This is a genomic window from Sneathiella litorea (assembly GCF_009882915.1).
In the GTDB taxonomy this organism is placed as follows: Bacteria; Pseudomonadota; Alphaproteobacteria; order Sneathiellales; family Sneathiellaceae; genus Sneathiella; species Sneathiella litorea.
This window is the reverse complement of record NZ_WTUW01000001.1, coordinates 856,380-869,716: the sequence shown is the minus strand read 5'-3', so window position 1 is coordinate 869,716 and position 13,337 is coordinate 856,380. Positions and strand designations below refer to the sequence as shown.

General features: G+C 56.3%; 14 protein-coding genes. 13 read left to right on the top strand and 1 reads right to left on the bottom strand.

Annotated features, from left to right (window positions below):
• The first annotated feature begins 83 nt into the window (after positions 1–83).
• The 13 genes from aroA (at position 84) to GQE98_RS04125 (ending at position 12,447) form a co-directional block, all read left to right on the top strand.
• On the top strand, positions 84–1,436 hold the full coding sequence (gene aroA, locus GQE98_RS04185) for a 3-phosphoshikimate 1-carboxyvinyltransferase (protein ID WP_161314375.1): 1,353 nt from the start codon (positions 84–86) through the stop codon (positions 1,434–1,436).
• Positions 1,433–2,050, top strand: coding sequence for a (d)CMP kinase (cmk, locus tag GQE98_RS04180; RefSeq protein WP_161314374.1), 618 nt, complete (start codon positions 1,433–1,435; stop codon positions 2,048–2,050). Before aroA ends, cmk begins: the two co-directional genes overlap by 4 nt.
• Before the next feature lie 147 nt (positions 2,051–2,197).
• Positions 2,198–3,937, top strand: coding sequence for a 30S ribosomal protein S1 (gene rpsA / locus GQE98_RS04175; protein ID WP_161314373.1), 1,740 nt, complete (start codon positions 2,198–2,200; stop codon positions 3,935–3,937).
• A 56-nt stretch (positions 3,938–3,993) separates the two neighbouring features.
• A complete protein-coding gene (sppA, locus tag GQE98_RS04170) occupies positions 3,994–4,899 on the top strand; it encodes a signal peptide peptidase SppA (RefSeq protein ID WP_161314372.1) in 906 nt (301 codons plus the stop codon).
• Between the two features lie 54 nt (positions 4,900–4,953).
• Positions 4,954–5,238 (top strand): integration host factor subunit beta, encoded by a 285-nt coding sequence (ihfB, locus tag GQE98_RS04165; RefSeq protein WP_161314371.1) that lies wholly within the window; start codon positions 4,954–4,956, stop codon positions 5,236–5,238.
• 70 nt (positions 5,239–5,308) lie between these two features.
• Positions 5,309–5,689: a LapA family protein gene (locus GQE98_RS04160; protein ID WP_161314370.1), complete on the top strand. Its 381-nt coding sequence runs from the start codon at positions 5,309–5,311 to the stop codon at positions 5,687–5,689.
• A gap of 5 nt (positions 5,690–5,694) precedes the next feature.
• Complete coding sequence (gene lhpI, locus GQE98_RS04155; protein WP_161314369.1) at positions 5,695–6,633, top strand: bifunctional Delta(1)-pyrroline-2-carboxylate/Delta(1)-piperideine-2-carboxylate reductase; 939 nt, start codon at positions 5,695–5,697, stop codon at positions 6,631–6,633.
• Between the two features lie 111 nt (positions 6,634–6,744).
• A complete protein-coding gene (gene pyrF / locus GQE98_RS04150) occupies positions 6,745–7,455 on the top strand; it encodes an orotidine-5'-phosphate decarboxylase (protein ID WP_161314368.1) in 711 nt (236 codons plus the stop codon).
• Position 7,456: 1 nt separating this feature from the next.
• The gene (locus GQE98_RS04145) at positions 7,457–8,110 is read left to right on the top strand and encodes a phosphoribosylanthranilate isomerase (protein ID WP_161314367.1); all 654 of its coding nucleotides are present in this window, start codon (positions 7,457–7,459) and stop codon (positions 8,108–8,110) included.
• A 27-nt stretch (positions 8,111–8,137) separates the two neighbouring features.
• On the top strand, positions 8,138–9,349 hold the full coding sequence (gene trpB, locus GQE98_RS04140) for a tryptophan synthase subunit beta (RefSeq protein ID WP_161314365.1): 1,212 nt from the start codon (positions 8,138–8,140) through the stop codon (positions 9,347–9,349).
• Complete coding sequence (gene trpA / locus GQE98_RS04135; RefSeq protein ID WP_161314363.1) at positions 9,346–10,164, top strand: tryptophan synthase subunit alpha; 819 nt, start codon at positions 9,346–9,348, stop codon at positions 10,162–10,164. Before trpB ends, trpA begins: the two co-directional genes overlap by 4 nt.
• A gap of 12 nt (positions 10,165–10,176) precedes the next feature.
• Positions 10,177–11,133, top strand: a complete 957-nt coding sequence (gene accD, locus GQE98_RS04130) for an acetyl-CoA carboxylase, carboxyltransferase subunit beta (RefSeq protein ID WP_161314361.1) — start codon at positions 10,177–10,179, stop codon at positions 11,131–11,133.
• A 12-nt stretch (positions 11,134–11,145) separates the two neighbouring features.
• Positions 11,146–12,447 carry a Mur ligase family protein gene (locus tag GQE98_RS04125; protein WP_161314359.1) on the top strand — a complete coding sequence of 434 codons (1,302 nt, stop codon included), beginning with the start codon at positions 11,146–11,148 and terminating at the stop codon, positions 12,445–12,447.
• Positions 12,448–12,453: 6 nt separating this feature from the next.
• On the opposite strand, the gene GQE98_RS04120 is transcribed toward GQE98_RS04125, so the two are convergent.
• The gene (locus GQE98_RS04120; RefSeq protein ID WP_161314357.1) at positions 12,454–13,143 is read right to left on the bottom strand and encodes a response regulator transcription factor; all 690 of its coding nucleotides are present in this window, start codon (positions 13,141–13,143) and stop codon (positions 12,454–12,456) included.
• Between the last annotated feature and the right edge of the window lie 194 nt (positions 13,144–13,337).

Sequence of the window (13,337 nt, the reverse complement as noted above, 5' to 3'; positions counted from 1 at the left end):
ACATGAACAAAAAAGCTTGCTAAAACCCCGAGGCAGGAGTTTTCGTTTTTTAATAGCCCAAGGGCAAGTCCAGCCAGAAATCCATGACCTCTCAAAATTCACTTCCCGTCCCCGTCACTGCGCAACCGGCAGGCGCTCTAACCGGCACGATTTCCGTTCCCGGCGACAAGTCCATTTCCCATCGCGCCCTTATTTTTGGAAGCCTTGCAGCCGGAACGACAACGGTTAAGGGACTGCTGGAAGGGGAGGATGTGCTGCGAACTGCTGCCGCCATGCGCCAACTCGGCGCGCAGGTTACGCGGAACAAAGACGGAAGCTGGGAGGTTACCGGCAATGGGGTCGGCGCCTTGCGCGAGCCTGATGACGTTCTCGATATGGGCAATTCGGGCACGGCTGCGCGCTTGTTAATGGGTCTGGTCGCGAGTTGCCCATTTACAACTTTTTTCGCCGGCGATGCCAGCTTGCACAAACGCCCGATGGGGCGGGTGGGTCGCCCGTTGGAGGAGATGGGCGCCCTTATTACCAGCCGATCCGGCGGACGATTCCCGCTTGGCGTTACCGGCCGGAACCTGATGCCGATCGACTATGAACTGCCCGTTGCATCCGCCCAGGTGAAATCCGCGATTTTGCTGGCCGCCCTGGATACCCCCGGCATCACCCGCGTTACCGAGCCCAAACCAACTCGCGATCATACGGAAAACATGCTCCGTCATTTTGGCGCCGCCGTGAAAATGAGTGCGCGGGAGGACGGTGGCCGCGTCATTGAATATCAGGGACAACAGGAGCTGACCCCCGCCGATATTATCGTACCGGGTGATCCGTCTTCTGCTGCCTTTATAGCGGTGGCCGCGTCCATCCTGCCGGGCTCCGATGTCACCATTACCAATGTCGGCCTTAACCCTCTCAGGGACGGGATCTTTATCACGCTTAAGGAAATGGGCGCGAATATCGAGATTATGAACTTGCGGGAACAGGCCGGAGAACGGGTTGGCGACCTTCGCATCCGGGCAAGCACACTTCAGGGAATCGAGGTGCCGCCCGAACGTGCGCCGACGATGATCGATGAGTTTCCCGTGCTTTTTGTCGCCGCGTCCTTCGCCAAGGGAAAGACCGTGATGCGCGGCCTGGAGGAACTAAGGGTCAAGGAATCGGACCGTCTCGCGGCTATGGCGGTGGGGCTGAAAGCTTGCGGCGTAACGCTGGAAGAGCTGGACGACGGACTGATCATCGACGGAAACGGCAGTGCGCCCATGGGTGGCGGGCGGGTTGTGACCCATCTCGATCACCGGATCGCCATGTCTTTCCTTATTTTGGGTCTGGCCGCGAATAATCCGGTTACCGTTGATGATGGCCGGGTAATGGAGACGAGCTTTCCGGGGTTTATTGATCTTATGGGCTCTCTCGGTGCGAAGATGGCCCGGGAACAGGCCGAATGATTATCGCGGTTGATGGTCCCGTAGCTGCCGGCAAGGGCACCCTCGCCCGGCGAATCGCTCGTCATTACGGCCTCGACTATCTCGATACCGGGGCACTTTACCGCGCGGTCGGGCTGAAACTCCTCCGCGATGGTAAAAATCCGCTGGATGACACCGCCGCGATCGCGGCCGCGCAAAATGTCGGCGAGATTGCGCTCGATGATCCCGCCCTTCGCGAGGAGGCAACGGGGGAGGCCGCCTCAATTGTTGCCGCCAATAACGGGGTGCGCGCGGCACTATTACAATATCAGCGGGATTTCGCGAAACGGCCAAAAGGCGCGGTTCTGGACGGTCGAGACATTGGTACCGTCGTCTGCCCGGACGCCGATGTGAAGCTATTTGTCACTGCCAGCGCCGAGGTACGGGCGCGCCGCCGCTTTGACGAGTTGATCGCCAAGGGAACGGATACAACATATGAAGCCGTGCTGGAGGATTTGAAGGTCCGCGACGCACGCGATCGGGAACGGGGCACCGCGCCGCTTAAAAAAGCAGACGATGCGCACTTGCTAGATACCTCAAAATTGGATATAGAAGCGGCTGTTACTGCGGCGTGCAAGATTATTGACGCTGCCTGAATGATAAGTTGACCGTTCCGACCACGCCGGAACATATGAATAACAGTGCTTCTCTTGCGTGCGTATCTTGATTTGGAGAAGCCCGAGGCCATCGATCCGCCGGAAGACCGGTTTGGCCTGATATCTGGATCTTGAAGGAAATCAAATATGTCAGATACATCTCTTGCCGAAGAAGGCATGCCCGCTGTTGAGGATTTTGCAGCACTTCTGGACGAATCCTATGGCGCCAGCGACAGCCTTGAAGGCACCGTCATCAAGGGCACCGTCATTAATATTGAAAACGACCTTGCCATCATTGATGTCGGACTGAAGTCCGAAGGCCGCATTCCGCTGAAGGAATTTGCCGCGCCAGGTCAGGACTCAGACCTGAAGATCGGCGATACGGTCGAAGTCTTCCTTGAAAGAATTGAAAACTCCGCTGGTGAAGCTGTTCTGTCTCGTGACAAGGCTCGCCGCGAAGAAGCTTGGGAAAAACTCGAAGTTGCCTTTGGCGAAAACGAACGCGTCGACGGTATTATCTTCGGTCGCGTGAAGGGCGGCTTTACGGTCGATCTCTCCGGCGCTGTGGCCTTCCTGCCCGGCAGCCAGGTAGACGTTCGCCCGGTCCGCGACATTGGTCCGCTCCGTGGTATTCCGCAGCCTTTCCAGATCCTGAAAATGGATCGCCGCCGTGGCAACATTGTTGTTTCCCGCCGCGCCGTTCTGGAAGAAAGCCGCGCCGAAGCCCGTTCCGAGCTGATCGGCACGCTGGAAGAAGGCCAGACGCTGGAAGGCGTCGTCAAGAACATCACCGATTACGGCGCATTCGTCGATCTGGGTGGTGTCGATGGCCTGCTCCATGTGACCGATATCGCATGGCGCCGGGTTAACCATCCGTCGGAAGCCCTCACCATTGGCGAAACCGTCAAGGTCCAGGTTATCCGCCTGAACAAGGAAACCCAGCGCATCAGCCTCGGCATGAAGCAGCTTGAGGAAGATCCTTGGGAAGCTCTCGAAGCGAAATACCCGGTTAGTGCCAAATTCACGGGCCGCGTTACCAACATCACCGATTACGGTGCATTTGTTGAACTCGAAGCCGGTGTTGAAGGCCTCGTCCATGTCTCCGAAATGAGCTGGACGAAGAAAAACGTGCATCCAGGCAAGATCGTTTCCACCTCCCAGGAAGTGGAAGTGATGGTTCTGGAAGTGGATCAGGCACGCCGCCGCATCAGCCTTGGCCTGAAGCAGTGCATGGATAACCCATGGGACAGCTTCGCCCAGACAACGCCAGTTGGTACCGAGATCGAGGGTGTCGTGAAGAACATCACCGAATTCGGTCTGTTTGTCGGGCTTGAAAATGATGTCGATGGCATGGTTCACATGTCCGATATCGACTGGACACAGCCAGGTGAGCAGGCAATCCAGGAATATAAAAAGGGCGATACTGTAAAGGCGAAAGTTCTCGACATCGATGTTGAGAAGGAACGCGTCAGCCTCGGCATCAAGCAGCTGAGCGAGGATCCGTTCGCCGGCGCGGCTGAAATGAGGAAGGGTGCCGTCGTTACCTGTACGGTTTCCAAGATTCAGGATGCCGGCCTTGACGTTGAGGTCAGTGAAGGTGTTGTTGGCTTTATCCGCAAGGGTGAGCTGAGCCGTGATCGCGCGGAACAGCGTCCAGACCGTTTTGCGGTTGGCGACAAGCTCGATGCCAAGATCATGACCATCGACAACAAGACCCGTAAAGTCACCTTGTCCATCAAGGCACGCGAAGTCGCGGAAGAAAAAGAAGCCGTTGCACAGTACGGTTCTTCCGATGCCGGCGCGTCTCTCGGCGATATCCTCGGGGCTGCCATGCGCAAGGCTTCCGAAGATGACGGCGCGGACACCGATGACAAGGCGGATGGGTAATCCATCCATGTTGAATATCGCTATCGATCGTCGTTTTGTTAGTCGAAAGGCCGACCATGTCTGTCGATAGCGAAAACTACCAAGTCAGGCGCCGTCTAAAGCGGCGCCTGACTTTTTGGCGTCTGCTGGCAATCCTGCTGGTGATTATCCTGGGCGTCTGGATTTTCAATGAAATGAGCGAGGACGAGGTCGCAGACCATATCGCCCGGCTCGATGTCACCGAAATCATTGTCGAGAATGACCGCCGGGAAGCGGCCATTGACCGCATTATCACTGATCCGTCAGCGAAGGCGTTGATTGTCTATATCAACAGCCCCGGCGGCTCCACATATGGCAGCGAACGGCTCTATAAGGCCCTGCGCAGGGTGGCCGAGACGAAACCCGTCGTCACGGTTGTCGGCACCGTCGGCGCCTCTGGCGGTTATATGACGGCCCTTGCCGGAGACCGTATCTTTGCGGGAGAATCCTCGATCATTGGCTCAATCGGCGTAATCGTGCAGCTGACCGAGATTTCAGAACTAATGAAAAAGGTCGGCGTCACCGCGACAGCGATCACCTCTGGGGCCCTGAAAGGTGAACCCTCACCCTTCAAGCCAATATCGGAAGCCGGTCGCCAGAACCTTCAGGAAATGGTGACGGCCACTTATGACTGGTTCGTTTCCCTTGTGGCGTCACGGCGCCCGCTTGCGGAAGCCGAGGTCCGCGCCCTTGCCGATGGACGTGTCGTAATCGGACTTAAAGCAATCGAAAACGGCCTGATTGACGAGATCGGCGGCATGACGGAAGCGCAAAGCTGGCTGGAATCGGCGCACCAGATTCCCGATGGACTGCCGCTCCGCACCGTCGATTACAGTGAGCCAAAACCTCTAATTGCGCAGCTTTTAGGGGAAATGATGGGGAAAAGCGTTTTATCAGAAAGACTTACACTTGACGGACTGCTTTCCCTTTGGCAACCTGATTAATATTGGGAATAAGACCGATAAAAGATAGAAAATATCACTGACGGGGAGTGTCGAATGATAAAATCTGAACTCATAGCGATCATTGCGGAAAATAATCCCCATCTGTACCAGCGCGATGTGGAGCGAATTGTAACGACGATATTTGACGAAATTTCTGATGCTCTGGCACGGGGTGACCGGGTCGAGCTTCGGGGCTTCGGGGCATTTTCCACCAAGGAGCGTGCCGCCCGCGTCGGCCGTAATCCGCGCACCGGAGAGGCTGTGCAGGTGGATAAAAAATATGTTCCTTATTTTAAATGTGGAAAAGACCTGCGCGACAGGCTGAATACGGAGAGCTAAGTAAGGTTCGCCTTTGGCTCCAAATACCATTAGTCTGGCAGAAGCCTTTGTCTGACCCAGAAAGACGTCCATGTTGAAACTTTTATCCTGGATCCTGTTTCTTGTTATCGCTCTGGCGATTGCAGCGTTGAGCATTGCCAATCGCGGCAGTGTGACCTTCTCTCTAGATCCACTTCCCTTCGCGTTTGACCTGCCGCTTTATGTCCTGTTGCTGGCAGCAGGATTTATCGGCCTTGTCATCGGCTCCATCGTGACCTGGCTGCGCGGCCATACTGCACGCCATGAAAACCGGGTTCACAAACGCGAGGTGGAAGCGCTTAAGGGCAAGAACATGGCCCTTACCCGCGAGCTTGAAGAAGCCAGAGCCCGCAACAGCAGCGGCCCGACACCAGACGCCCTGGCACCGCCCATCACCGGGAAACAACAAATAGAGCACCAGACAGGCCAATAGCCCCAATGCGAATTATCGAGAATTCCGAGATTGCGGATGCGCTTCAATACCCGGCGCTGATTGACGCACTCCGCGACATGTTCGTCTCCGGCTGTACCCAGCCACTCCGTCACCATCACGGGCTGGATCCGGAAAATGAACGTAAAGGCACGCTCCTGATTATGCCTGCCTGGCAATCGGGTGGATTTCTTGGTCTCAAGACGGTCACCGTGATGCCAGAGAATGGGGAAAAAAACCTCCCCTCCGTTCAGGGAACCTATCTAATTTTCGATGCAAATGACGGCCGGGCGCTGGCCCTGATGGATGCGGGAGAGCTGACAACCCGCCGGACAGCAGCTGCCTCCGCGCTTGGCGCTGCCTATCTTGCTCGAAAAGATGCATCTATGATGCTGATGGTCGGGGCTGGCGCCTTGGCGCCTTGCCTGATCCGCGCCCATGCCGCTGTCCGCGGGATAAAGAACGTTGCGATCTGGAATCATCGGCCGGAAAAAGCAATAAAGCTGGCTGAGGACATGACGCGTGAAGGATTTTCGGCAAGCGCCGTTACGGATCTGGAAGCCGCTGCAAGGAAGGCGGACATCATCTCCTGCGCGACACTCTCCACGGAGCCCTTGATCTATGGCGACTGGCTGAAACCGGGCGCGCATCTTGATCTGGTCGGCGCCTTTACGCCCGCCATGCGCGAAAGTGACGATACGGCCGTAAAAACCGCGACGCTTTTTGTTGATACGCGCGAAGGCGGTCTGCATGAAGCGGGCGATATCGTTCAGCCTCTCAAGTCCGGTGTGATCAAGGAAAGCGATATCCAGGCCGACCTCTTTGATCTCTGCCGCGGGCAGCATCCGGGCCGCACCTCGGAAAAGGAAATCACCCTCTTCAAGTCGACCGGTGCGGCGCTGGAGGACCTTGCCGCTGCGATCCTCGCCTATCAAGCAAATCGTTAGGATTTCCTGCGTAATAACAGCAAAATTCGCCGCTATCACTTTTCATTTTAGCAAAAGCCTCTATTATCGCGGCAGATCTCGCTTATATCTCAGAGAACAGGAGGCTCTGCCATGAGACTGACGCCGCAAAATGCCGTTTTCACCGCGATTGATACGACCGATCTCAACGCTGCGATTGCGCTCGGCAAGTCTCTCGCGCCGATTTCCGGCGGCATCAAGCTGGGCAAGGAATTTTTCACCTCTCACGGCCCACAAGGGATCATGGCCGTCGCAGGGGAGACAACTCCGCTCTTCCTCGATCTCAAATTTCACGATATCCCGAACACAGTCGCCGGCGGTGTCCGGGCCGCCGCGAAGTTTATCAAACCCAACATGCTGACCATTCATGCGAGCGGCGGGCCCGCGATGATCCGCGCAGCCGCCGATGCGTCCGCGGAATTTGGCGAGGGACGGCCGCTGATCCTCGGTGTGACCGTCCTGACCAGCATGGATGACGCGGATTTGAAAGCCGTCGGCGTGGAAAGCCCGGCAGAAGATCAGGTTCTCCGTCTGGCAGAACTTGCACAAAAGAACGGCGCAGATGGCGTCATTTGCTCCCCGCGCGAGATTCAGGCGCTTCGGAACCTGTGCGGCCCCGATTTCAAGCTGGTCGTGCCGGGCATTCGTCCATTGGGCAGCGATCATGGGGATCAGAAGCGGGTCAAAACCCCGGTGGAGGCCATGACTGACGGCGCAAGCTATCTCGTCATCGGGCGTCCCATCACCGGCGCACCCGATCCCGCCGCCGCTGCCAGCGCTATCGTCGGGGGTATTGCCGCTTAAAATGCCCGTACATGCAAAAATCTGCGGTCTCAGTGACTCCGCCGGTGTTGACGCCGCCATTCTGCATGGCGCGGCCTTTGTCGGGTTTGTTTTTTATCCGCCGAGCCCGCGCAATGTGTCACCCTTTGTCGCCGCAACACTCGCGGCAAAGGTGCCGCCCCATATCAAGAAAGTGGGCCTGTTTGTTGACCCCGATGAAAAACTGATCCGCAGCGTCCTCACCAACGTACCATTGGACTGGATACAGCTTCATGGTTCTGAGAGCCCGGAGCGGGTACGCGAGATAAAGGAAACCTACAGCCTGCCGGTGATCAAGGCAATTAAGGTCGATAGCGCGTCGTCCCTTGACGAGATCGCCCGTTATGACGAGATTGCCGATATGTTGCTGTTTGATGCAAAAGAGCCTAAAAGCATGGAAAATGCCCTGCCCGGCGGAAATGGTCTGGCTTTCGACTGGGAATTGCTGGCGGGCGCGAATGTATCCAGCCCCTGGATGCTGGCAGGAGGCTTGAATTCAACGAATATCGCTGAGGCTGTCCGGATCTCCGGGGCGACACTGGTCGATACCTCTTCGGGGGTCGAGTTTGAACCGGGCAGGAAGAACCCGGCGGCGATTGAAACCTTTCTCGCGGCGGTTGCCGCGATTGACGCATGATATTGGAAGTTTGAGGCAATTAAGAATATGGCGAAACTGAACAGCTATAGCACCGGACCGGACGAAACCGGCCATTTCGGTATTTTCGGTGGGCAATTCGTTGCCGAAACATTGATGCCGCTTATTCTGGAGCTGGATGCCGCTTATGAGGAGTCAAAAAATGACCCCGAATTCGCGAAGGAACTTTCCGGTCTACTCAAGCATTATGTCGGCCGTGAATCCCCGCTTTATTTTGCCGAACGGCTGACCGAGCATTACGGCGGCGCGAAAATATACCTCAAGCGTGAAGACCTCAACCACACTGGCGCGCACAAGATCAACAATTGCATGGGCCAAATCCTGCTCGCGCGCCAGATGGGCAAGAAGCGCATCATCGCCGAGACCGGCGCAGGTCAGCATGGGGTCGCCACCGCAACTGTTGCCGCCCGTTTTGGTCTTGAATGTGTTGTTTACATGGGTGAAACCGATATAGAGCGGCAAAAACCGAATGTGTTCCGCATGAAATTGCTGGGCGCCAAGGTGGTCCCCGTGAAATCGGGCGCACGGACCCTGAAGGACGCCATGAACGAAGCCCTGCGCGATTGGGTCACCAATGTGGAAGATACCTTCTATATTATTGGCACGGTTGCCGGACCGCACCCCTACCCGCAGCTCGTCCGTGATTTCCAATGCGTTATCGGCGAGGAAACCCGCCGCCAGTTGATGGAAGCGGAAGGACGCCTGCCTGATACGCTGCTCGCCTGTATCGGCGGTGGATCGAACGCGATGGGCTTGTTCCATCCGTTCCTTGATGACGAAACTGTCGATATTATCGGGGTTGAGGCCGCAGGCCACGGCATCGAGACTGGCCAGCATGCCGCGTCAATAAGCGGTGGCCGGCCTGGTGTGCTGCATGGGAACCGCACCTATCTGTTGCAGGATGATGACGGCCAGATCCTGGAGGCTCATTCCATCTCAGCCGGGCTGGATTACCCGGGAATTGGCCCGGAACATTCCTGGCTCAGCGATGTAGGGCGGGTCAAATATGTGAGCGCCACGGATACCGAAGCGCTTGAGGCATTCCAACTCTGCTGCAAATTGGAAGGTATTATCCCGGCACTCGAAAGCGCCCATGCGCTCGCGTATCTCGAAAAACTCGCGCCGGACTTGCCAAAGGATCATATTATCGTCATCAACCTCTCCGGGCGGGGCGATAAAGACATTTTTACCGTTGCCGATGCGTTGGGAGTTGAGTTGTGAGCGAAACCCGTATTGACCGCCGTTTCAAGGCCCTGAAAGCCGAAGGGCGCGCCGCCTTTGTCACCTATGTGATGGCTGGCGATCCGAATTTTGAGACCGCGCTTGAAATCATAAAGGGCCTGCCCGACGCAGGTGCGGATATTATCGAGGTCGGCCTGCCCTTCACCGACCCAATGGCTGACGGTCCGGCAATCCAGCAGGCGGGGCTTCGTTCACTCGGCGCTGGCATGACCTTGAAAAAGACACTTGAGCTGGTCGCGGCGTTTCGTCAAACCGATGACGAGACACCGATTGTGCTGATGGGCTATTACAATCCGATCTACTCACACGGCGTCGACGCTTTTCTGCGCGATGCCAAAGCCGCCGGGGTTGATGGGATGATTGTGGTGGATCTGCCGTCCGAAGAGGATAAGGAGTTGTGCCTCCCCGCCCGCCAAGCGGGGCTTAACTTCATCCGACTGGCGACACCAACCACCGATGCAGCGCGACTTCCAAAGGTTCTCGCCAATTCTTCCGGCTTCCTCTATTATGTCTCTATTGCCGGAACAACGGGTGCCGCGGCGCCAAGCCCCCGCGATGTGGCAAACGCCCTCACCCGTATCCGCAAGACGACGGACCTGCCGATTGCGGTAGGCTTCGGGCTTCGAACTGGGGCACAGGCCGCAGAGATTGCGAAAATTGCCGAGGGGGCGGTCGTCGGAACAGCTCTGGTGGAGCAGGTTGCTCTCGGCAACAGCGATGAGGATAAAGTAAAACGGGTGCTTGATCTGGCACGCGAGATTTCAGCGGGCATCCGCAGCGTAAAAAAGACGTAACAGGACGCAATTATGAATTGGTTGACGAACAAGGTCCTGCCGAAATTCCGGCAATTGACGACAAAACAGGATACACCTGACAACCTCTGGGTCAAATGCCCCGATTGCGGACAGATGATATTCCACAATGACTTGCAAGCTAATCAGAATGTCTGCACCCATTGTGATTATCATTTGCGCATCACCCCTCGCGACCGGTTCGAGGCGCTTTTTGATGACGCGAAATATGATCTTATCGAGCTTCCCGAAGTGCCAGTGGATCCCCTGAAATTCCGCGATTCCAAGCGCTATACTGAACGGTTGAAGGATGCCCGCCACAAAACCGGCGATACCGATGCAATGAAAGTCGCCCATGGCAGGATGAAAGGCAATTCCGCTGTCATCGCCGTGCAAAATTTTGAATTTATGGGAGGGTCGCTCGGCCTCGCGGTGGGTGAAGCAATCGTCGCCGCGTCAAAACTTGCAATCCTCCAGAAGGCACCGCTGATCCTCTTTTCGGCTGCCGGTGGCGCCCGGATGCAGGAAGGCATACTCTCCCTCATGCAGATGCCGCGCACAACGGTCGCAATCCAGCGCCTTAAGGAAAATCGGCTGCCCTTCATCGTCGTCCTGACGGACCCGACAACAGGTGGAGTCACGGCCTCCTACGCCATGTTGGGTGATATCCAGATTGCAGAACCCGGCGCGCTTATCTGCTTTGCCGGCCCCCGCGTGATCGAGGAAACGATCCGCGAAACCCTCCCGGATGGATTCCAGCGCGCGGAATTCCTGCTGGAGCATGGCATGCTGGATATGGTGGTGCATCGCATGGAAATGCGGGAGACCTTGTGCCGGATCATCGACCTGCTGGGCACCAAACTGAAACTGCCGCCTGCGGTAACGAAAACCAATGGCAAGAAAGGCGCGAATAATGCTTCTGATGCCAAGGCGGTAAAAGAAGAAAAAACCGCCAACACCCGTAAAAAGTAGGCTGACCCCATCGTGACCGGAACCAACAGTGACCGGATTCTGGCGCGGTTAATGACCTTGCACCCGAAGATCATCGACCTCACGCTTGATCGGATGCTGCCGCTGCTGGAAAAGCTCGGTCATCCGGAGCGGCGCCTGCCTCCTGTCCTTCATGTTGCCGGCACGAATGGCAAGGGTTCCCTGCTCGCCTATCTTCGCGCCATGCTGGAGGCAGCGGGCTATCGCGTTCATGTTTATACCTCGCCGCATCTGGTGCGCTTCGCCGAGCGCATTCGCCTGTCCGGGAAAATCATCAATGAAGAAGCATTAAGCGACCTTCTTTTGGCCTGTGAGGCGGCCAACGGCGATATCCCCATCACCTATTTCGAGATTACCACCATTGCCGCGCTCAAGGCCTTTGCAGATACGCCCGGCGATATTCTGTTACTGGAGACCGGCCTCGGTGGGCGCTTTGACGCCACCAACGTGGTGGCACGTCCCGCGCTTACGGCCATCACGCCAATTTCCCATGATCATGCAGAGTTCCTGGGCACCGATCTTGCCGGGATCGCCGGTGAAAAAGCTGGAATAATAAAGCCGGATGTGCCGGTTGTGATCGGTCCGCAGGACGCTGTGGCGCTCAATGTTCTCCGGGAAACCGCAGAAAAGATGGGATCCCCCGCTTATATATATGACGAGGAATGGTTCTGCCACGATGGTAAGGGCGGCTGGGTTTATGACGGGAAGACCGGCGCACGCAGTTTCCCCTATCCCGCGTTGCAGGGTGTTCACCAGATTGCCAATGCGGCAACGGCCATTGCCTGCCTTGATCTGCTGGATGATTTTGATGTACCTGATGCGGCCATCGTGGAAGGATTGCAAAAAGTCGAATGGCCCGCGCGCATGCAACGCCTGACCAAAGGCCCGATTGTCGATAACCTGCCCGCACATGTGGACATCTGGCTTGACGGGGGACATAACCCCGCCGCAGCAGACCAGATCGCAAAAAGTTTCTCGCACTGGAACCAAACGGATCCGAAACCCACCTATCTGGTTGCTGGAATGCTGAACACAAAGGATCAGAAGACATTTTTCTCGAAGCTGACACCCGTGGTCGAGAAAGGCCATTGCATTGCCATTCCCGGCGAAGCGGCAACAACACCGGCAACCGAGTTGGCCGCGCTGGCGCGCTTCGCGGGGATCGACGTAACAGAAATGCCGTCCCTGATGGCGGCAATTGAGTGTTTAAAGCCCACTCTTTCTGAAAAACCCTGCCGTCTTCTGATTACCGGCAGCCTCTATCTCGCCGGGCAGGTCCTCCAGGAGAACGGATAGAGGGGTTTACGGAACGAGACGGTAGCCGCCCGGCTCCGTAATCAGGATCTTCGCCTCTGAGGGTTCCATCTCGATTTTCTGGCGCAGGCGGTAGATATGAGTTTCCAATGTATGGGTCGTCACCCCGGCGTTATAGCCCCAAACCTCGTTAAGCAGGATATCGCGGGTGACCACCTTTTTTCCTGCCCGATAAAGATACTTCAGAATGGCGGTTTCCTTTTCGGTCAGGCGAACCTTTTGTGCCGATTCATTATGCTCCATCAGCTTTCCCGCCGGGCGGAAACTATAGGGGCCAATCTTGAAGACCGCGTCCTCGCTCTGTTCATGCTGACGCAGCTGCGCACGAATACGGGCGAGCAGCACTCCAATGCGGAACGGTTTAGAGACATAATCATTAGCCCCGGATTCAAGGCCTAGAATCTGGTCACTATCACTATCCTGGGCCGTCAGCATGATGACCGGCGCCTTGGTTCCATTCTTGCGGATCAGTTTACAAGCTTCCCGCCCATCCATATCCGGAAGGCCGACATCCAGCAGGATCAGGTCGAAATGACAATTCTTGATCTTTTCCAGTCCCTCACAGGCAGTTGCCGCCTGCTGGGTGACGAATTCTTCATGCAGGTCTAACTGTTCCGCCAAGGTTTCCCGAAGGCTGTTGTCGTCATCGACCAGAAGGATTTTCTTACCGCCCGTCATACGCTTCTTTCCCCACTGCTATTATCTGGCCAATCGTTCTATCAGGGCCGCACCCTTTAAAAATTGGTATCATATGGAGGTATTCAAGGGCAAGTAGGACACACCCCCATAGTATTTCACGTTAAAGTGAAGCCGCGTGATAGTGAGCCAGAACATTGAATAGGATTTTCATACAGGAAACGGCCGAAAAATGC